We start from the raw sequence: 19,922 nt of genomic DNA, 5'->3' as shown, positions 1-19,922 counted from the left end.
AAGGGCTATTTAGGCCGGACCCAGTCGGTTCAACCGGTGTTCTTCACATTTTCGGGAACCGGATCCGCCTAAGACGGTTCCAGCTCTGCAGGGGGCTGACGTCGGTCCACTGATCGAAACAATGGAGACTTGCGAAATGCACATCGGGTTCTCACGCGGCGCCATGGTCGTCGCCGCCGGCCTCGCCGCCGTCAGCCTGGGTCTGGCCGGCTGCCAAAAGAAGGCCGACGACAGCACGACGACGAGCAGCACCACCACGCCGGCCACGGACAGCACGGCTCCGGCCGCGACGCCGCCGGCCTCGGGCGATGCCTCCTCGACCACGACGACCACCACGACGCCGCCGGCCGACGCCAGCGCCACGCCGCCTCCCGGCGGGTCTTCGACGACCAGCTCCACCACCACGACCACGCCGCCGAAATAGGCGAAGGGTCAGCTTCCTCCCCTGGAAGCCGACGGGGCGCGGACCGATCCTCAAGGGGGTCGGGCCGCGCCTTTTGCGTTTGGGCGCCGGCGGTGTATGCGCCAGGCCATGACCTCCGAAGACATCCTGGTCGACGCGCGCGGCCACCGCTGCCCGGTGCCAACCCTCAGGCTGCGCAAGGCGCTGGAGGCCGCGCCGGCCGGGTCGCGGGTGCGCCTGCTGGCCGACGATCCCATGGCGCGGATCGACGTGCCCCACTTCGCCGCCGAGGCGGGCGCCCAGATCCTGGCGCGCGAAGAGGCCGACGGCGGCTTCAGCTTCCTGGTGGCGAAACCATAGGCGCCTCGCCGCGCAGGTCCTCCAGAGCCGGAGGGCTCTCGTATTCATCCAGGACGATCTCCGCCTCGGTGGCGAGCGCGCCGCCGAAGAAGATCGCGTTCACGTTCCACGACAGCCAGATCAGGAAGATCACCACGGTGGCGATCGAGCCGTAGGTCGCCCCCAGATGGGCGATCTCCTGGACATAGAAGGCCGTCGCCCAGGAGGCGAACAGGCAAAGGATCGCGGCGCTGAAGCCGCCCAGGATCGAGGCCCGCCAGCCGATCGGCCGGCGCGACATCGCCCAACGGTAGATCAGCCCCATGCCCAGCGTGATGGCCGCGCTGCCCCAGGTCCATTCGCTGTAGAGCCAGGATACGCCCCGCAGAGGCCGCAGGTCGAAGGCCGAGGCCAGCACCCGCAGGCTGAAGAAGGCCGCGGAAACCACCGCCAGGAGGGCGAAGGTCGCCAAGAGCACCGCGAAGGCCAAGAGGTTGAAGCCTACGAAACCGTGCGGTTGATCCTCGTCGTGGATGAAGGAGAGCCCCGCCAGCATGGCCTTGAAGCCGCGGTGCGCGGCATAGAGGCCGATCAGCAGGGCCAGGCCCCCCTGGGTCGACATGGCCAGGTGCGGCGCATGCGCCAGGCGCACCAGCTCCTGCTGCACGATGCTGCGCGCGCCTTCCGGGATGAACAGGGCCAGCACCTCGCCCTCGCGCTCGGCCTGCTCCGGATTGGAGAGCAGGCTGTAGAGGGTCACCAGGATCGCCAGCGCCGGGAAGATCGCCAGGAGGCTGAAGAACGAGACCCCGCCCGTGTAGAGCATCACGTCGCGGCCCCAGAGCCGGGTCAGCGCGCGCCACACCGTGCGCAGCGAGAGCCGCAACCAGAGCAGCGGATTCCAGCGGACCGCCCTCAGGCGGGAGATGATCCGGGGCGGCGCCATCGCTCGCGAGGGTGCGGAGGAAGCTGCGCCAGCGCAAGGCGGGGCGTCCAAGAATTCCACTCGACCTGTCGGGCCGGGCGGGTTTGGTTCGTCGTTCCGGTCGAAAGCCGGGCGCAACGGCCGGTTCGAGACCAGTGGGAGAGATCGCGATGCGGGTGATGGTGATCGTGAAAGCGAGCGAACAGTCGGAAACCGGCGCCCTGCCCGACCCCAACCATTTGGAGGCCATGGGCGCCTTCAACAACGAGCTGATCGCCGCCGGTGTCATGCTTGACGGCGGCGGCCTGAAGGCCAGCGCCAGCGGTGCGCGGGTCAGCTTGCAGGCCGGCCGTGCGCCGATGATCACCGACGGCCCCTTCGCCGAGACCAAGGAATTGATCGCCGGCTACTGGATCTGGCAGGTCGATTCACTGCAGGCGGCTGTCGATTGGGCCAAGCGCATCCCGCCAGGCGACGGCGAGTTCAACGCCGAGATCCGTCCTTACTTCGAGCCCGAGGACTTCGCCGGCGTCGCCTCGCCGGAGGAGATCGCCCAGGAACAGGCCTGGCGTGAAGAGCAGGCCCGCAAAGCGCCCAAGGCCGACGCCTGAGCCCAAATGGAAACGGCGCGCCACCCGGTCGGGTGACGCGCCGCCGATGGGCGTGTCGTTCCATCAGGCTACTCGACGCTTCGAGGGACGGGAGAGCGCGCCGAACAACCTGGAGCCACTCTGGCGGGCGGCGGCTGAACCCAACCTGAACGTGTCGGTCAGGAAACCGAATCCGCGACCGGTGTGTCCGCGCCGATCACCGCGGCGACCTCGCTGGGCGTGAAGCCCCAATCCAGCAGGGCCTCGCGGTCGTGGGCGCCGACGGCGGGCGGCGGGCCCTGGATGGCGCCGGGCGTGGCGGAGAAGCGCGGCGCGGGCGCAGGCTGGGTGACGCCCGCCACCTCCACGAAGGTCTGGCGCGCGGTGTTGTGCGGATGCCTCGGCGCCTCGTCGAGGTCGAGGACCGGAGCGAAGCAGACATCGGTGCCGTCCATGATCGCGCACCACTCGGCTTGGGTCTTGCCGGCGATCGCCGCCGCCAGCTTCTCGCGTAGCTGCGGCCAGGCGGAGCGGTCCATCTGGCGGGCGAAATCCGGGTCGTCGATGCCAGTCTTCTGGAGCAGCAGGGCATAGAACTGCGGCTCGATGGAGCCGATCGAGATCCACTTGCCGCAGCTGCACTGGTAGGTGTCGTAGAAGTGGGCGCCGCCATCCAGCAGGTTGGACCGCCGCTCTTCCTGCCACATGCCCGAGGCCTTGAAGCCGTAGAACATCGCCATCAGCGAGGCGGCCCCGTCGCTCATGGCGCAGTCGATCACCTGGCCCTCGCCGGTTTCGCGCGCATGGATCACCCCGGCCAGCAGGCCGAAGGCCAGGTAGAGCGCGCCGCCGCCGAAGTCGCCCACCAGGTTCAGCGGCGGGATCGGCTTCTCGGCCGTGCCGATGGCGTGCAGGGCGCCGGTGATGGCGATGTAGTTCATGTCGTGGCCGGCGGCGTTGGCGTAGGGGCCGTTCTGCCCCCAGCCGGTCATGCGGCCGAACACCAGCTTCGGGTTGCGCTTCAGCGCGACGTCGGGGCCCAGGCCCAGCCGCTCCATCACCCCGGGGCGAAAGCCCTCAATGATGGCGTCGGCCTTTTCCATCAGCTTCAGGCAGGCCTCGATGGCGCCGGGGCTCTTGAGGTCCAGCGCCACCGAACGGCGGCCGCGGGCGGTGATGTCCGAAGGCGCGCCGCCCCGCCCGCCCTTGCGGTCGATGCGCACCACGTCGGCGCCCAGATCGGACAACAGCATGCCGCAGAACGGCCCCGGCCCAATGCCGGCGAACTCCACGACTTTCAAGCCGCTCAGCGGTCCCTGGCGCATAGCCTCACTCCCTTACTTCGTTGACGCGCGAGTAAAGCGCCCTACCCCCCGGTCAGCCAAGAGGGGGCAGCCAAGGCGGTTCAACCGCCGCCCGGCAGGGTCTGACCGTCGTCGATGATGATCAGCTGGCCGGTGATCGCCGAGGCGGCGGGGCCGGCCAGCATCAGGAGCGCCGCGTCGAGGTCGGTCTCCTGCATCAGCCGCCGCTTCGGGAACCGCTTCAGCTGCGCCGCGCCGCCCTCGGTCTCGAACCAGTCGGCGTTGATGTCGGTGAGTACGTAGCCGGGCCCCAGCGCATTGACCGAGATGCCGCGCCGGGCCCACTCGCGCGCCATCACTCGGGTCATCATCGCCACCGCGGCCTTCGAGGCGCAGTAGGCGGACAACCCCGGCAGGCTGGTCTGGGCGGCCACAGAGGCGATGTTGACGATCCGCCCTACCCCGCGCTCCGCCACGCCCGAGGCCATCATCAGCCGGGCCGCAGCCTGGGCGGCGAAGTAGACGCCGCGCACATTGGTGTCGAAGGTGGTGTCGAAATGCTCGACAGTCATGTCGAGGGCGAGGCCCTCGCCGCCGACGCCGGCGTTGTTGATCAGGATCGAGATCGGGCCCAGCGCCGCCTCGATCTCGTCGAAGGCCTCGGGAATCGTCTCGGGCTTTGCGACGTCCAGGCGCACCGCCATGGCGGTGCGGCCTTGCGCCGCAAGCTCGCCGGCCAAAGCCTCGATCTTGTCCAGCCGCCGCGCCGTCAGCGCCACCCCCGCGCCCTCCGAGGCCAGGACCCTCGCGAAATGGGCGCCCAGGCCGCCCGAAGCGCCCGTGACGACGGCAACCTGGCCTTGTAGACTTGCGCCCATCTTCAACCTCCTTAACCCTTCGCCCGCTGTCGCGACTTACGGTGTCCGTCTATCCTGACGTGTCGGAGTCGCCTATGCGGACGTGTTGGTCGGGCGTAGCCGGGTTGCAAGGAAGGGAGTTGATGGCGTGAACGTCCAGGCGCGGATTCTGATCGTCGCGCGGGACGACACCTTGGCGGGGCCCCTCGCCGAGGGGCTGGACCGTCTCGGCTGGCGCACCATCACCGCCCGCGGCCGCTTCGCCGCAGTCACCGCCATCTCCGACCTGCAGATCGAAGGCGCAATCATCGACCTGCGCGGGGTGGGCGAAGAGGCCCTCGGCCTGGCGCGCCGCCTGAAGGCGGCCTGCGCGCCGCGCCGCCTGCCGGTGATCGCCATCGGCGACCCCGACCCGATCCTGGAGACGTACGGTTTCGACGTCACCCTGGCCGCGCCGCTGCATCCCGCCCAGGCTGCCATGCGCCTGGAGACCCTGGTGCGCACCGCCGTCGCCGAGGAGGAATTCGAGCTGCGCTCGGAGACCTTCGCCGAGTTCGGCCGCACCTTCGCCGCCCCGGAAGTCGACACCAGTCCTTACCGCGTCCTGGCCATCGGGGAGCCCGCGCCGCAGTTCCTGGCGCTCTCCAACGCCCTGCTGCGCAACGGCGCCGACGTGGTGGGCGCGTTCACCGCCTACACCGCCTTCGACTACCTGCATGAGCGAATCTTCGATGCGGTGGTGCTGTGGGCGGGGGACAATCCGCAGGAGGCGCTCAGCATCGCCGCGGGCCTGCGCCGCAACACCCGCCTCTACCACACGCCCGCCCTGCTCTACATGCGCAAGGAAACCTACGTCACCACCTCGGAGGCCTTCCACCGAGGCCTGTCGGACGTGGCCTCGCCGGAGACGCCGGAGAGCGAGACGGCGCGCCGCATCGTCGAGCTGGCCCGCAGCTACCGCCGCCAGATGGGCGTGCGCCAGGCGCTGGAGCAGGCGCGCACCTCCGGCCTGATGGACGCCGCCACCGGCCTCTTCACCCGCGACCTGTTCGCCGCCCACCTGGGCCGCCTGGCCCAGGCGTCCAAGCTGCGCAACCGCGCGCTGAGCGTCTGTGTCCTAAAGGTCGCCGACAAGCCCGAGCTTAAGGCCCCGCGCGCCGCCGGTTGGCTGGACAAGGCGGTGCCGCAGATCGGCTCCATGGTCGGCCGCCTGGTGCGCGTGGAGGACACCGCCGCGCGCCTCGGCCCCGAGGTGTTCGCCCTCGCCTTGCCCAACACGCCGGGGCCGAAGGGCCGCCTGGCCGGCGAGCGGATCGCCGCGGTGATCGGCTGCACGGCCTTCGAGGCCGGCGAAGGCAATACTCCGTTTGTGGTGGAATTCGACCTGGGCGTCGCCCCGGTGACCTCCGCCGAATCCGCCGGGCGCGCGCTCGAAGAAGCCGCCGCCCATGCCCAAGGCCTCAAGGCGAGCTAGAACATGCCGACACCGCCCCCGAATGGCTCGCCCATGGCGACCCTGGTCCCGGTTGCGATCGTGATGGTGCTGGTGATCCTGCGCAATTCGCGGGCGCGGCGGCTGCGGATCGAAGCCATGTGGGTCGCCCCGGTGATCATCGTGGCCATGATCGGCTTGGCGCTCTTCCAGGAAACCCGCGTTTCGGTCGCCAACGGGGGCCCGTCGATCTCGCCGCTCAGCATCAGTCTCGACCTCGCCGCCGTGCTCGTCGGCGCGCTGCTGGGCTGGTGGCGCGCTCGCTTCACCCACATCACCATCGACCCGGTCACCCACGAATTGACCAGCCGCGCCTCGCCCATCGGCATGGTGGTGATCCTGGGCATACTGGTGCTGCGCATGGCCCTGCGCACCTATGTGACGCAAGGCGCACTCGGCGAATGGGGCCCGCCTGTCGCAGACGCCCTCCTCGTGCTGTCGGTCGGCCTGGTCTGCGCCCAGCGCCTGGAGATCTTCCTGCGCGCCAACCGTCTGCTCCAAGAGGCCCGCGGCAACGCCGGGCTCTAGCCGTCCTCAGGCGGCGGCGCTGCGGCGCGGGTCCGCGGCCAGGATCTCGGCGATGATGTCCACCAGCGCCTCAGGCCGGATCGGCTTGGCGAGGTGATGGTCGGCCCCCGCGGCGCGGGTGGCGGCCACGTGCTCGGCAAGCGCGTCGGCGGTCAAGGCCACGATCGGCGTGCGCGACGAGCCCCGCGCGGTCTCCGCGGCGCGGATGGCGCGGGTGGCGCTGAGGCCATCCACCCGCGGCATATGCAGATCCATCAGGATCAGGTCGAAATTGCCGGCGGCCTCCGCCTCGATCGCCTCGGCGCCGTCGCCGACGGTGGTCAGCACGACGCCCAGCGGCTCCAGGATCAGGGCCACGACCCGCTGGTTCACCGGATGGTCTTCGGCCAGCAGCACCCGGGCGCCGGCCAGGAGCGCGCTGTCATCCTGCGCCGTGTCCGCCTCGCCATCCGACAGCAGACAGAGTTCCGGCAGGACGAGCTGGGCGTAGAAGGCCGAACCCACGCCCGGCTCTGATTCCGCCCAGACCCGGCCGCCCATCAGCTGGGCCAGGGAGGCGCAGATCGCCAGGCCCAGGCCTGTGCCGCCGAACCGCCGGGTAATCGAGACATCCGCCTGCTCGAAGCGTTGGAACAGCCGCTGCCCCACATCCGGCGCGAAGCCGATCCCGGTGTCGCGCACGGCGAACAGCACGCCCTCGGCGTTGCGGCTCACCTCCAGGGATACCTGGCCGTGCTCGGTGAACTTCACGGCGTTCGAGAGGAAGTTGGACAGCACCTGGGTGATGCGCAGTTCGTCGCCCAGCACGCCGCCGACCGCGTTCTCATCCACATGCCAGGACAGCGCCAGGCCCTTGGCCTCGGCGGCGGCGCGGTGCAGCGCGGCCACCCGGCGCACGCAGACCTCCAGCTCGAACGGCGCCTCGTCCAATGAGAGCTGCCCCGCCTCGATCTTGGAGAAGTCGAGGATGTCGGTAAGCACCTGCTCCAACAGGCGGCCGGAGGAGATGATCAGGGCGGCCATCTCCTTGTCCTCGGGCGTGGTCTGCCGTTCGGCCAGCAGGTGCGATAGGGCCACGACGCCGTTCAGCGGCGTGCGCAGCTCGTGGCTCATGGTGGCCAGGAAGGACGACTTGGCCTGGTTGGCCCGGTCCAGCTCGGCGGTGCGCTCACGCACGCGGTCTTCCAGGCCGTTGGTCAGCTCCTGGGTGCGTTCGCGCTCGCCGGTGAGCGCGCGGGCCAGCTCGCCGATCTCGTCGTGCCGGGCCTCGAGCCGCGCCGACTCCGCGCCCTGGCCGCCGGTCTTGGCGTCCTCCACGAGCTGCTCCAAGGGTTTCACGAAGAGGCTGCGGGCCCACAGCAGGATCAGCGCCGCCTGAGCCATGGCGCCGAACAGGCCGATCACCAGCAACGGCAGGGCCGAGACCGAGGCGGCCCGATCCACCACCGCGTGCGGCAGGGTCATTAGGAAGTACCAGCGCGCGTCGATATGGCCATAGGCGACGAGGTCGCGGCCGTCGGGGCTGGTGACCACCCCATATTCGCGGTTCTGGGCGCGGATCACCTTGGCGACGTCGCGCAGCTTCAGCTTCGTCTCGTAAGTGTGGATCGCCGGCGCGGTGACGTACTTGGTGGTCACGAAGCCGGGATAGGCGATCAGCGAGCCCTGCTCGTCGATGATCAGGTTGGTCGCGCCGGGCACGGTGTCGCGCAGGGCCGCCAGGAAGTGCGAGCCCATCTGCATGGTGTCGGCCCAGGCGCCCACATAGCGGCCCTGCAGATAGATCGGCGTCACGCAGGCCGACACCATGGACTTGTGGCTGCGGTCGGTGAGCAGCGGGGTGAGCCGGGTGCAGCCGGTGGCGCCGGTCGGATTGTTCTGCGGCAGGCTGATGTTCACCAGGTCGACGTGGCCCACGCTGAAGGTCGCCGGCGCGTCGTGATTGTAGAAGCTGATCTTCTCCGGATGGTCCGGCGTGAACATGATCAGCCGGTTCGACGGCGCGGCGTAGTAGAAGTTGTCGAAGCCCGACCGGTCGGCCTCGCCCGAGGCGCGGATGACGTAGGTCATCGCCATCATCAGGCGTTTGTCGTCGTCGCTGACGCGCGCGCCGTCGCCGATGAAGGCAGTCAGGCCATAGAGCCGGTCGCCGCCCTCCGCCACGCCCTTCGCCAGGGCGCCCGAACCGCGCCGCGTGCCGTCGGCCTGCAGGGGGAAGAAGCGGTCGAAGTCGCGGACCGCCTGTTTCGGGTCCTGACTCTCCAGCCGGACAGCGAGCGCGCGGGTCGCCGAGAGATGCTTGGTGCGCACCTCCTCGAAGACCGCCTGCTCGGCTTTGGTGCGTTGCTCGACATAGAGCTTGAGGTCGGCGACGCGCATCTGCTCGGCGCGGTCGCGGAACATCACATAGGCGGCCACCGTCCCCGTCGCCGTGAAGGCGAGCGAGATCGCCAGCAGGCCGCCCAGCAGCTTCTGCGACAGAGACAGGGACTTAAGCCGCATGGTCGAACAGGTCCCCCAAGGACCGGCGGATCATGCGCCCACAAGCTTTGCGATTGATTTAATGGACCGCCGTTCATCGAGTGCGGCAATTTGTCCGCCTGCGGACGTCAGGCGGCGAGCCTGGCCAGCTCCGTCAGGATGCGCTCGGCCGCGCCCAGCCGCTGCTCCGGCGTTTCCCACTCACCCTTCACGACCACCTTCTGGTCAGGCCGCACGCGCCAGGCGACCTGGTTCTTCTGCACGAACTGGACGAGGCCCATTCCGTTCTTGAAGTCGTCGTTGCGGAAGGTGACGACCGCGCCCTTCGGCCCGACGTCGATCTTGGCCACGTTGGCCTCGCGGCAGAGGCCCTTGATGGCGACGACCTTCAGCAACTGGCCGGCCTCCGGCGGCAACGGGCCGAAGCGGTCGATCAGCTCGGCGGCCAAAGCCTCGCGGTCCTGCGCCTTCTCGGCCTCGGACAGCCGCCGGTAGAGCGACAGGCGCACGTTGAGGTCGGGGATATAGTCCTCGGGGATCAGCACCGCAGCGCCGGTGTTGATCTGCGGCGACCAGCCCCGGTCGGAGTCGGCGGTGTTCTCGGCCCCAGCCAGGGCCTTCAGGTCGTTGACCGCGTCCTCCAGCATCTGCTGGTAGAGCTCGACCCCGATCTCGCGGATGTGGCCGGACTGCTCCTCGCCCAGCAGGTTGCCGCCACCGCGGATGTCGAGGTCGTGGCTGGCCAGTTGGAAGCCCGCGCCCAGGCTGTCGAGCGACTGCAGCACCTTCAGCCGCTTCTCGGCCGACAGCGTGATCTGCTTCTCAGCCGGCGTGGTCATGTAAGCGTAGGCGCGGCTCTTGGCCCGGCCTACCCGGCCGCGCAGCTGGTAGAGCTGGGCCAGGCCGAACATGTCGGCGCGGTGGATGATCAAGGTGTTGGCCGTCGGGATGTCGAGGCCGCTCTCCACGATGGTGGTCGAGAGCAGCACGTCGTACTGGCCGTCGTAGAAGGCGCTCATCACCTCCTCGAGCTGGGTCGGCGCCATCTGGCCGTGGCCGACCACGAACTTCACCTCCGGCACCTGCTCGCGCAGGAACCGCTCCAGCTCCGGCAGGTCGGAGATGCGCGGGGCGACGTAGTACGCTTGGCCGCCGCGGTACTTCTCGCGCAGCAGGGACTCGCGGACCACCACAGGATCCCACGGCGTGATGTAGGTGCGCACGGCCAGGCGGTCGACCGGCGGGGTGGCGATGATCGACATCTCGCGGATGCCGGAGAGCGACATCTGCAGGGTGCGCGGGATCGGCGTGGCGGTCAGCGTCAGCATGTGCACGTCGGCGCGAAGCTCCTTGAGCTTCTCCTTATGCTTGACCCCGAAGTGCTGCTCCTCGTCGACGATCACCAGGCCGAGGTTCTTGAAGCCCACCTGCTTGGAAAGCACCGCGTGGGTGCCGACGACGATCTCAACCTCGCCGGCCTTCAGCGCCTCGCGCGTCTCGCCGGCTTCCTTGGCCGGGACCAGGCGCGACAGGCGCCGCACCTTCACCGGCCAGCCCTCGAAGCGCTCGGAGAAGGTCTTGTAGTGCTGGCGCGCGAGCAGCGTGGTGGGCGCGACCACGGCCACCTGCTGGCCGCTCATGGCCACCACGAAGGCCGCCCTCAGCGCCACCTCGGTCTTGCCGAAGCCCACGTCGCCGCAGATCAGCCGGTCCATCGGCTTGCCGGCGCCGAGGTCCTCCAGCACGTCGCCGATGGCCGACAGCTGGTCGTCGGTCTCCTCGTAGGGGAAGCGGGCGCAGAACTCGTCGAAGACCCCGTGCGGCGGCTCGACCGGATCGGTGGTCTTGGTGGCGCGCTCGGCGGCGATGCGGATCAGGCCCTGGGCCATCTCGCGCAGCCGCTCCTTGGCGCGGGCCTTACGCGCCTGCCAGGCCGCCCCGCCCAGCCGGTCGAGCACCACGCCCTCGCTGTCGGCGCCGTAGCGGGTCAGGAGATCGATGTTCTCCACTGGCAGGTAGAGCTTGGCCTCGCCGCCGTAGTGGATCTCCAGGGTGTCGTGCGGGGCGCCGGCCACGTCCAGGGTCTTCAGCCCCTCGTACCTGCCGATTCCGTGGTCGATGTGCACCACGAGGTCGCCCTGGGTCAGGGCCGAGGCCTCCGCCAGGAAGTTGGACGCCCGCCGCCGGCGCCGGGGCCGCGACAGCCGGTCGCCCAGGATGTCGGTCTCGGAGATGACCGCCAGGCTGTCGGTCTCGAACCCGGCGTCGAGTGGCAGAACCACCCGCTGCGGGACCTTCGGGCTCGCCGCCTTGGCCGCGTCCCAGTAGGGCGCGTAGGGGATGTTGGAGAGGCCGTGGTCGGCCAGCATCGAGCCCAGGCGGTCGGACGAACCCTCCGACCAGGAGGCGAACAGCACCCGCTTGCCGGCGGTGGACAGCGCCTCAGCGTGCTGGGCTGTGGCCTCGAACAGGTTGACGCTGTCGCGTTGGCGTTCGGGGGCGAAGCTGCGCCCGGCGCGCGCGCCCATGTCGATGACCGTGTCGCCCTCGGCTTCCTGGAAGGACGAGAACCGCCGCGTGGCGCGCTTGGCCAGCCGCTCGCCCCATTCGTCGGCGGTCAGGTAGAGCTGGTCCGGCTCCAGGGGATGATAGTGGATGCGCCGCTCGGTGTTCGAGCGCGCGTCATAGGCGTCGGCGATCATCGCCAGCCGCTCGTCGCGCGCCTCGCGGGCCAGGTGGTCGAGCGCGATGGCGGCGGCGTCCGGCAGGTAGTCGAAGAGCGTCGCCATCTTCGGATAGAACAGCGGCAGCCAGTGCTCCATGCCGGCGCGCCGGCCGCCCTCGGAGACCGTGGCGTAGAGCGGGTCGTCGCCCGCCGCCCCGAAGGTCTCCAGATAGCCGGACCGGAATCGGGAGATGGCCTCCTTGTCAAGCAGGGCCTCGCTGACCGGCAGCAGGCTGACGTCCTTCAACTGCCGGGTCGAGCGCTGGGTCTCCGGATCGAAGCCGCGGATGGATTCCAGGGTGTCCCCGAACAGGTCCAGGCGCACCGGCTCCTCGGCGCTGGGCGGGAAGACGTCGATCACCCCGCCGCGGATGGCGAACTCGCCCTTCTCCGACACGGTGGAGGCGCGCTGGTAGCCGTTGATCGCGAAATAGGCCTCCAGGTCGGCGATCTCGACGACGTTTCCGACCTTGGCCGAGTAGCCGGCGCGCTTCACCGAACTCTGCGGCGGCACGCGCTGCAGCAGGGCCGGCACGGTGGTCATCAGCAGGCGCGGCGTCTTGTCGTCCGCGCCGTCGACCAGCCGAGAGAGCGTGGTCATCCGCAGCGCCGCGATCCCCGCCGAGGGGCCGATCCGGTCGTAGGGCAGGCAATCCCAGGCCGGGAAGATCAGGACCTCGACCTCGGGCGCGAAGAACCGGAAGGCCTCGGCGAAGGCCGAGAGCCGCGCCCCGTCGCGGGCCACGAACACCGTCAGGCCTTTGCGGGCGCGCACGACGTCGGCCATCACCAGGGCGTCGAAGCCCTCAGGCGCGCCGACCAGGTCGAGGCGTCCGGGGTCCTCGGCCACCCGGCGCATATCGGCGGCGCTTAAGGGCCGGGCCGCACTGGGGCGGGAAGCGTCATCCGCCACGGGGTTCGCCTGCGCCAATTTCGAACCGGAACGCCTTGATCTGGTTCATGATCGGGTGGTCGAACTGAGCCGGGGTCGCCACCGTGCCGATGATCCAGGCGTAGAGATCCTGGTCCGGCTGCTCCAGCAGGTCCTCGAAGATGTCCAGGTCGGCGGGGGTCATGGCCGCGACGTGCTTGTCCGCGAACGGCCCCAGGATGAGGTCCGCTTCCCGGAAGCCCCGGCGCCACGCGCGGAACTTCAGCTTCTTCAGCCGGGCGTCGTCGTTTGTCGTCATTGAAGAGGCGCCGGATATAGAGCGCGCGTGGGGTCAGCGCCAGTCGAGTATGCTGCAATCATGCGGCCGGAGATTCTGTTCCCGCTTTTCGCGCCTGTGGGCACGCTGAAAGGCGTGGGCCCGCGTGTGGCCCCGTTGCTGGAGAAGCTGGCCGGGCCGATCGTGCGCGACGTGGCCTTCCTGCGCCCGCATTCACTGGTCCGCCGCACGCCCGCCGACCTCTCCGCGGCCCTCGACGGCCAGGTGATGACCTTCGAGGTCACGGTCGACGAGTATCAGCGCCCGCGCAGCCAGGCCCAGCCCTGGCGAGTGCGGGTCAGCGATCCCACCGGCTTCATGACCCTGGTGTTCTTCGGCCGCTACGCCGACCAGCTGGAAAAGCGCCACCCGCCGGGCGCGAAGCGGATCATCTCCGGCAAGGTCGAGGACGACCGCTTCGGCCGCCAGATGGTCCACCCCGACTACATGGTCGCCCCCGACAAGCGCGAGGAGATCCCGCAGCTCGAGGCGATCTATCCGGCCACCGAGGGCTTGCCGGCGCGGCGGGTGCGCACTTTCGCGCTCGAGGCCCTGGAGCGCGCGCCGGAGCTGCCGGAGTGGCAGGACCCCGCCTGGCTGGCCCGCGAGCGGTTCCAGCCCTGGCGCGAGGCGCTGGAGCGCCTGCACAATCCGCAGGGCGAGGCCGACATGTCGCCCACCGCCCCTCACCTGCGCCGCCTGGCCTACGACGAGTTGCTGGCCCAGCAGCTGGCCATGGCCCAGCGCAAGGCCGCGCGGCGCCGCGAACCCGCCGCCCGGATCGCCGCCAGCGAGATCGCGGCCCGCATCCAGGCCGACCTGCCCTTCGCCTTCACCGGCGCCCAGACCCGCGCGCTGGGCGAAATCCGCGCCGATCTTTCCGCCGGGGAGCGGATGAGCCGGCTGATCCAGGGCGACGTCGGCTCCGGGAAGACGGTGGTGGCCATGTGCGCCATGGCCGACGTGGCCGCGGCCGGCGGCCAGAGCGCCCTGATGGCGCCGACCGAGATCCTGGCTCGCCAGCACTACGAGACCATCTCCGGCCCGCTGACCGACCATGGCACAGGCGTGATCCTGCTGACCGGCCGGGACAAGGGCGCGGCGCGCGCCGAGAAGCTGCGGGCGCTGGCCTCGGGCGCCGCCAAGGTCGCGGTCGGCACCCACGCCCTCTTCCAGGACGACGTGGTCTTCGACCGGCTGGAGCTGGCCGTGATCGACGAGCAGCACCGCTTCGGGGTCAGCGAGCGCCAGCGGCTGCAGACCAAGGGCCAGGCGGTCCACCTGCTGGCCATGTCGGCGACACCGATCCCGCGCACCCTGGAACTCACCATGTACGGCGATCTCGATGTCAGCCGTATCGACGAGAAGCCGCCGGGCCGCACGCCGGTCGCCACCCGCGCCGCGCCCATGACCCGCATCGCCGAGGTCGAGGCGCGCCTGCAGGAAGCGGTGAAGGCCGGCGCCCAGGCCTTCTGGATCTGCCCCCTGGTCTCCGAGTCCGAGCTCATCGACCTGAAGGCCGCCGAGACCCGCGCAGCGGAGCTGCGCGAGACCCTCGGCCCCAGCGTCGGCCTGATCCACGGCAAGATGCCCCCGGCCGCCAAGGACGCGGTGATGGCCGAATTCGCCGACGGCAAGCTGTCGGTCCTGGTGGCCACCACGGTGGTCGAGGTGGGCGTCAATGTGCCCAACGCCACCATCATGGTCATCGAACAGGCCGAACGCTTCGGCCTGGCCCAGCTGCACCAGCTACGCGGCCGGGTGGGCCGGGGCGTTCGCGAGAGCTCCTGCGTCCTGCTCTACGACCCGCCGCTGTCCGAGACCGCCCAGAAGCGGCTCGACATCCTGCGGCGCACCGACGACGGCTTCCTGATCGCCGAGACCGACCTGGAGCTGCGCGGCGGCGGCGATGCGCTGGGCCTCAAGCAGTCCGGCTTCCCCGACTATGTCTTCGCCGACGTCCTGGGCCCGCACCGCGACCTGATCGCCGCCGCCGGCGATGACGCCCGCCTGATCGTCACCCGCGACCCGGAGCTGAAGAGCGAGCGGGGCAAGGCCCTGCAGGTGCTGCAGGAACTGTTCGACTGGAAGGCCGGCCTCGGCCTGCGCGACGCCGGCTGACGGCAAGTGTCGGATCGGGGCGCGCCCGTTCGACCTAGGGCCGAGCCCAAGCGAAGGAGCAACGCTCATGAAGTACGTCTGCCTCGTCTACGCCGTCCCCGGCGCGCTCTCCGGCCTCAGCGCTGAGGAGAAGGCCGCGCTCGACCGCGACTCCCTCGCCTACGACCGTGAGCTTGAGGCCCGTGGCCATTTCCTCGCCGCCTCGGCGTTGCAGGGCGTGGACACGGCCAGCACCATCCGCGTCCGGGGCGGCGGCGTGCTGGTCAGCGACGGCCCGTTCGCCGAGACCAAGGAAGTGCTCTGCGGCTTCATCTTCATCGAGGCGGCGGACATGCAGGAAGCCAAGCGTATCGCAACCGGCATCCCGATGGCGCGTCACGGCTCGATCGAGGTCCGGCCCGAGCTCGATTTCGGCTAGCCGCCGCCTCAAAGCTCGGGAGTTCAAATCAACTTCCGGGCAGGCGCTGCCAGCAGGACGCCAGGCTCAACGCCGCGTCAACGCCGCCACCCGGGCGCGGGCGTCCGCCTCCAGGTCGGCGTAGAAGAGGTTGAAGTCCGGCGCCATACGCTGCTCGATCCATGAGCCGGATGGCTTCAGGGACGCCGACTTGGGCGAAGACACCCTCAGCACCCCGCCTTCGCACTTTGCCGAGACTTGGCGGGTCAGGAAGGCCGGGCGCAGACCCCACTCCAGCCCGGTGGCGTTGGCCGCGCCCTCGTGCATGCGCGCGGGCGCCGGCTCCTCGGTCGTGGCGCCCAGGATCGGGTTGAAGCAGAGCGCCGGGCCTTCGAGGTTCACCAGCTCGCCGCCCTGGCCCCAGACCAGCGCCCGCTCCAGCAGGATGCGGCCGCGGTCGATCTCCATGGCCGGCACGCTCGCCCAGGCGGCGATGCAGCCGGCTTCGTCCCGGCGCATGCAGGGCTCCAGCGGCGGACGGGTCGCCGGGACCACGGTTTCGATCAGATAGGCGCCGGCCAGCCGCGCGCGCAGCGCCGGATTGGGCGCGACCTCCTCCGCCACCAGCCGCGCCGCCAGCGTGCCGCCCTGCTCCACGCCGACGACAAGGAACGGCCGGTTCCCGCCGTCATGGTCGCGCCACTCGCGAAAGGCCGCCGCCACGTCGCCATAGGCGAAGCGCCGCGCATCCTTGGCATCGTCGCGCAGGGTCATCAGGCTGTAGAATCCCGCCTGCCGGTAGCGCGGAGCGAAGATCCGGCCCACCCGATAAAAGGGCCCGGCGTAGTTCGGCGCCATGACCCGCCGGAACACCCGCTCGGCGCGCGGGTCGTCGATCCGGTCGTTCCACTGCTTGCCGCCTTCGAAGGTGGTCGACCCGACGAAGAAGACGTCGACGGGCGGGTCGCCGGCGGCCGGGGTCTGCGGATGGTCCGGCAACAGGTACCAAGCCTGCTTCTGGGCGTAATCCGGCGCGGGCGGCGGCCGATAGGTCTGGTAGGGCGTCTTCGGGTCCAGCGACCAGCGGATCAGGTCGCCGCGGAAGATGTCATAGGCCATGACGAAGAGCGCGATCAGCACCGCCAGGCTGCCCAGCAGCCACCGCCGCGGCCGTGGCCGGGCCTCGCTCATGCTCAGCGGTAGGGATCGGGCTGGCTGAGGTAGTTTCGGACGTAGTCGCCGATGCCCTCCTCCAGCGGGGTCATGGGCTTGGCATAGCCGGCCGCCTTCAGCCGATCCATCTTCGCCTCGGTGAAGTACTGGTACTTGTCGCGGATCGCCGGCGGCATGGGCGTGTAGTCGATCCGGGCGTCCTTGCCGGCCGCGGCGAACACGGCGCGGGCCATGTCCTCGAAGGTGCGCGCCTCGCCGGAGCCCAGGTTGAAGACGCCGCTGACCTCGGGCGCCTGGACCAGCCATTCGGTGATGTCGGCCACGTCGCGGACGTAGACGAAGTCGCGCTTCTGGCCGCCGTCCGGCACGCCCTGGCGGTAGCTCTTGAACAGCTGCACGCTCTGGCCATCGCGCACGTGCGGCCAGATTTGCGAGGCCACCGACTTCATGGAGCGTTTGTGCTCCTCGTTCGGGCCGTAGACGTTGAAGAATTTCAGCCCGACCCACTGCGGCGGGGCGTAGTCCCGGGCCGCCTGACGCACGGCGAAGAGGTCGAACAGCGCCTTCGACCAGCCGTAGGTGTTGAGCGGCCGCAGAGCCGCCAGGGCCTCATAGCCGTTGTCGTCGTCAAAGCCACGATCGCCCGCCCCATAGGTCGCCGCCGAGGAGGCGTAGATCAGCCGGCGCTGCCGGTCAGCGCACCATCGGAAGAGGTCGCGGCTGAGCGTGAAGTTGGAATGGACGATCTTGTCGGCGTCCGGCTCGGTGGTGGACGAGACGGCGGCCATGTGGACCACCACCTCCACGTCGCGCCAGCGCTTCTCCAGCCAGTCGAACATCGCCTCGGGCGCCACGAAGTCGCCGATCGGGTGCTTGGCTATGTTGCGCCACTTGCCGAGTTCGGCCTCGCGCAGGCGGTCGCAGACCACCACGTCGAGGCCGCGGTCCTCGGCCAGCTTGGCGGTGATGTTCGAGCCGATGAAGCCCGCGCCGCCGGTAACGAAGGCGATGCGCCGGGTCATCTCGAGCCCACCTTCAGCTTGGCGATGGCCGCGGTGGTGGAATAGCCCTCGACAATGGCCGCCAGCTTCACCTCGCCGCCCCAGCTCTTCACCTGCTCGCCGCCGACCACTTCGCTTTCGGCGTAGTCCGCGCCCTTGATCAGCACGTCCGGCCGGGCCGCCTCGATCAGCTTCAGGGGCGTATCCTCCTCGAACGGCGCGACCAGGTCGACCGAGCCCAGGCCCGCCAACACCAGGGCGCGGGATTCCAGGTCATTCACAGGGCGGTCGGGGCCTTTCAGCCGCCGCACGCTCTCGTCGGAGTTCAGGCCGACGATCAGCCGGTCGCACCAGGCGCGCGCCTGGGCGAGGTAGGCCACGTGCCCCTTGTGCAGGATGTCGAAGCAGCCGTTGGTGAAACCCACCTTCAGCCCCTTGGCGCGCCAGCGGGCGACCTCGTCGACCATCCGCTGCTGGGTCGCCACCTTGGCCTCGGCCGGGGCCATGTGGGCCGAGAGCGCGGCCTCCACCAGCTCGTCCGGCGAGACTGTCGCCGTGCCGACCTTGCCCACGGCCACGCCGGAGGCGAGCTGGGCGAAGGCGATGGCGTCCTCGATGGGGACGTCGGCCGCCAGCGCCAAGCCGAGCGCCGCGATCGTGGTGTCGCCGGCGCCGGAGGCGTCGAACACCTCGCGCGCCAGGGTCGGGAAATGCCGGACATCCTCGCCGCGCACCGCCAGCGAGATGCCCTTCGAAGCGCGGGTGACCAGGATCGCCTTGGCGTCCCAGAGGCCGAGCGCGGCCAGCAAGGCGCCCTCGATCTCTTCATCCGTCTCGGTGGGCATGTCGGTGGCGTGAGCCAGTTCGGCGGCGTTGGGCTTGATCATATCCACCGCGCCGTAGCGGGCGAAGGAGCGGGCCTTGGAATCCACCACCAGCTTGCCGCCGCTTTCCGCCGCGGCTTCGCGGCAGGCGGCGATGACGGCGTCGGTGATGACACCCTTGCCGTAGTCGGAGAGCAGGATAGCGCCGGCGTCCTTGGCCGCGTCGCGGATGGTGCGCACCAGGCGCTGCTCGACCTCGCCGCTGACCGCGCGGCTGGTCTCCAGGTCGACGCGAAGGAGCTGCTGGCCGCTGGAAACGAAGCGGGTCTTGAGCGTGGTCGGTCGCTCTTGGTCGGTGACCAGATAGCCCTCGACGCCAGTCTCTTCGCCCACCAGGCGCAGCGCCTCCTTGCCCTCGCTGTCAGCGCCGATCACGCCCACCAGCGAGACCTCGCCGCCCAGGGCCGCCACGTTGCGGGCCACATTGCCCGAGGCGCCCAGCATCATCAGCTCATGCGAACGGGCCAGGACGGGCACGGGCGCTTCGGGCGAGACGCGCGTCACCTCGCCATACACGAAGCGGTCGACCATCAGGTCGCCGACGCAGGCGACACGCCGGCCGGGCGCCAGGCCCAGAAGGTGCTGCAGCGCGGAGAGATCCATGGCGTTCAGGGTGTGCGGCGCGTTGGCGGCGGGGTCAAGCGGGCTGCACGGCGGCATGGACCGCCTTCAGCGTCGCCAGGAGCCCCCGGGCGCTGTCCAGCGGCAGGCAGCTCGGTCCGTCGCAGAGCGCCTTGTCCGGCTCAGGATGGAACTCCAGGAACACGCCGTCGGCGCCGGCGGCCACCGCCGACTTGGCCAACAGCGGCACCCCGAACCGCCGGCCGCCGGTGGAGGCTGAGTTGCTGCGCGGATCGGCGCCGGGCAGCTGCACGGCGTGGGTCGCGTCGATGGTCACCGGCGCGCCGAGCTCTTTCATCTCCTGGATGCCCAGCATGTCGACCACCAGGTTATTGTAGCCGAAGGAGACGCCACGCTCGCAGAGGATGGTGAAGTCGCGGCCGGTCGCCTCGCGGATCTTGTCGAGGATGTTCTTGCAGTCCCAGGGCGCCAGGAACTGGCCCTTCTTGACGTGCAGCAGGCCGCCGGCCGCCAGCGTCGCCCTGGCCGCGGCGATCACCAGGTCGGTCTGGCGGCACAGGAAGGCGGGAATCTGCACTATGTCGGCCACGGCGGCGACCGCCTCGGCCTGGTCGATCTCGTGCAGGTCGGTGACGATCGGCACGTCGAACTCGCCCTTCACCTTCGCCAGGACCTTCAGGCCGGCCTCCAGCCCGGGGCCGCGGTAGCTGTGGATCGAGGAGCGGTTGGCCTTGTCGAAGCTCGCCTTGAACACATAGGGCAGGCTGAGGTCGGCGCAGACGTCCTTGAGGTGGCGCGCCGTCTCCAGCGCCAGGCCCTCGTCCTCCAGGACATTGAGGCCCGCCAGCACGACCAGTGGTTGGCCGTCGCCGATGGCGATGTTCCAGCGATCCAGCTTCAAGACGGCCATGG

At 70.0% G+C, this 19,922-nt stretch carries 17 protein-coding genes; 7 read left to right on the top strand and 10 right to left on the bottom strand.

Features of this window, described 5'->3' with window-relative positions:
* Nucleotides 1–136 precede the first annotated feature (136 nt).
* Together E8A49_RS06535 and E8A49_RS06530 are read left to right on the top strand one after the other, a co-directional pair.
* Entirely contained in the window at nucleotides 137–424 is a 288-nt protein-coding gene (locus tag E8A49_RS06535) for a hypothetical protein (RefSeq protein ID WP_293377882.1), read from the top strand.
* Nucleotides 425–532: 108 nt separating this feature from the next.
* Entirely contained in the window at nucleotides 533–763 is a 231-nt protein-coding gene (locus tag E8A49_RS06530) for a sulfurtransferase TusA family protein (protein ID WP_293377879.1), read from the top strand.
* Here E8A49_RS06530 and E8A49_RS06525 read toward each other — a convergent pair.
* Nucleotides 738–1,688, bottom strand: coding sequence for a YihY/virulence factor BrkB family protein (locus tag E8A49_RS06525; protein ID WP_293377876.1), 951 nt, complete (start codon nucleotides 1,686–1,688; stop codon nucleotides 738–740). The genes E8A49_RS06530 and E8A49_RS06525 overlap by 26 nt on opposite strands.
* A 149-nt stretch (nucleotides 1,689–1,837) precedes the next feature.
* On the opposite strand from E8A49_RS06525, the gene E8A49_RS06520 reads away from it, so the two are divergent.
* Nucleotides 1,838–2,278 (top strand): YciI family protein, encoded by a 441-nt coding sequence (locus E8A49_RS06520; RefSeq protein WP_293377873.1) that lies wholly within the window; start codon nucleotides 1,838–1,840, stop codon nucleotides 2,276–2,278.
* Between the two features lie 158 nt (nucleotides 2,279–2,436).
* Here the strand turns inward: E8A49_RS06520 and E8A49_RS06515 are convergent, their stop codons facing one another.
* Both E8A49_RS06515 and E8A49_RS06510 read right to left on the bottom strand, forming a co-directional pair.
* Nucleotides 2,437–3,582 (bottom strand): CaiB/BaiF CoA-transferase family protein, encoded by a 1,146-nt coding sequence (locus E8A49_RS06515; RefSeq protein WP_293377870.1) that lies wholly within the window; start codon nucleotides 3,580–3,582, stop codon nucleotides 2,437–2,439.
* A gap of 80 nt (nucleotides 3,583–3,662) precedes the next feature.
* Nucleotides 3,663–4,439, bottom strand: coding sequence for an SDR family NAD(P)-dependent oxidoreductase (locus E8A49_RS06510; RefSeq protein ID WP_293377867.1), 777 nt, complete (start codon nucleotides 4,437–4,439; stop codon nucleotides 3,663–3,665).
* Nucleotides 4,440–4,566: 127 nt separating this feature from the next.
* On the opposite strand from E8A49_RS06510, the gene E8A49_RS06505 reads away from it, so the two are divergent.
* Nucleotides 4,567–5,892, top strand: a complete 1,326-nt coding sequence (locus E8A49_RS06505) for a diguanylate cyclase (protein WP_293377864.1) — start codon at nucleotides 4,567–4,569, stop codon at nucleotides 5,890–5,892.
* Between the two features lie 33 nt (nucleotides 5,893–5,925).
* A complete protein-coding gene (locus tag E8A49_RS06500; protein ID WP_293377861.1) occupies nucleotides 5,926–6,438 on the top strand; it encodes a CcdC protein domain-containing protein in 513 nt (170 codons plus the stop codon).
* Nucleotides 6,439–6,444: 6 nt separating this feature from the next.
* Here E8A49_RS06500 and E8A49_RS06495 read toward each other — a convergent pair whose 3' ends face one another.
* From E8A49_RS06495 to E8A49_RS06485, 3 genes are all read right to left on the bottom strand, one after another.
* Nucleotides 6,445–8,940, bottom strand: coding sequence for an ATP-binding protein (locus tag E8A49_RS06495; protein ID WP_293377858.1), 2,496 nt, complete (start codon nucleotides 8,938–8,940; stop codon nucleotides 6,445–6,447).
* A 107-nt stretch (nucleotides 8,941–9,047) separates the two neighbouring features.
* A complete protein-coding gene (gene mfd, locus E8A49_RS06490; protein ID WP_293378027.1) occupies nucleotides 9,048–12,503 on the bottom strand; it encodes a transcription-repair coupling factor in 3,456 nt (1,151 codons plus the stop codon).
* 43 nt (nucleotides 12,504–12,546) lie between these two features.
* On the bottom strand, nucleotides 12,547–12,834 hold the full coding sequence (locus E8A49_RS06485) for a succinate dehydrogenase assembly factor 2 (protein ID WP_293377855.1): 288 nt from the start codon (nucleotides 12,832–12,834) through the stop codon (nucleotides 12,547–12,549).
* Between the two features lie 60 nt (nucleotides 12,835–12,894).
* On the opposite strand from E8A49_RS06485, the gene recG reads away from it, so the two are divergent.
* Together recG and E8A49_RS06475 are read left to right on the top strand one after the other, a co-directional pair.
* The gene (gene recG / locus E8A49_RS06480) at nucleotides 12,895–14,973 is read left to right on the top strand and encodes an ATP-dependent DNA helicase RecG (RefSeq protein ID WP_293377852.1); all 2,079 of its coding nucleotides are present in this window, start codon (nucleotides 12,895–12,897) and stop codon (nucleotides 14,971–14,973) included.
* 67 nt (nucleotides 14,974–15,040) lie between these two features.
* Nucleotides 15,041–15,391 (top strand): YciI family protein, encoded by a 351-nt coding sequence (locus E8A49_RS06475; RefSeq protein WP_293377849.1) that lies wholly within the window; start codon nucleotides 15,041–15,043, stop codon nucleotides 15,389–15,391.
* A gap of 66 nt (nucleotides 15,392–15,457) precedes the next feature.
* Here the strand turns inward: E8A49_RS06475 and E8A49_RS06470 are convergent, their stop codons facing one another.
* From E8A49_RS06470 to kdsA, 4 genes are read right to left on the bottom strand one after another with little or no spacing between them, the layout of a single operon-like run.
* The gene (locus E8A49_RS06470; protein ID WP_293377847.1) at nucleotides 15,458–16,561 is read right to left on the bottom strand and encodes a DUF3089 domain-containing protein; all 1,104 of its coding nucleotides are present in this window, start codon (nucleotides 16,559–16,561) and stop codon (nucleotides 15,458–15,460) included.
* A gap of 2 nt (nucleotides 16,562–16,563) precedes the next feature.
* On the bottom strand, nucleotides 16,564–17,565 hold the full coding sequence (gene rfaD / locus E8A49_RS06465) for an ADP-glyceromanno-heptose 6-epimerase (protein ID WP_293377844.1): 1,002 nt from the start codon (nucleotides 17,563–17,565) through the stop codon (nucleotides 16,564–16,566).
* Complete coding sequence (gene rfaE2, locus E8A49_RS06460; RefSeq protein WP_293377841.1) at nucleotides 17,562–19,088, bottom strand: D-glycero-beta-D-manno-heptose 1-phosphate adenylyltransferase; 1,527 nt, start codon at nucleotides 19,086–19,088, stop codon at nucleotides 17,562–17,564. The genes rfaD and rfaE2 overlap by 4 nt, the downstream gene beginning before the upstream one ends.
* Nucleotides 19,066–19,920: a 3-deoxy-8-phosphooctulonate synthase gene (gene kdsA, locus E8A49_RS06455; protein WP_293377838.1), complete on the bottom strand. Its 855-nt coding sequence runs from the start codon at nucleotides 19,918–19,920 to the stop codon at nucleotides 19,066–19,068. The genes rfaE2 and kdsA overlap by 23 nt, the downstream gene beginning before the upstream one ends.
* Between the last annotated feature and the right edge of the window lie 2 nt (nucleotides 19,921–19,922).

This window comes from Phenylobacterium sp. (assembly GCF_004799515.1).
Classification (GTDB): domain Bacteria; phylum Pseudomonadota; class Alphaproteobacteria; order Caulobacterales; family Caulobacteraceae; genus Phenylobacterium.
This window is presented reverse-complemented; position numbering and strand designations above follow the sequence as displayed.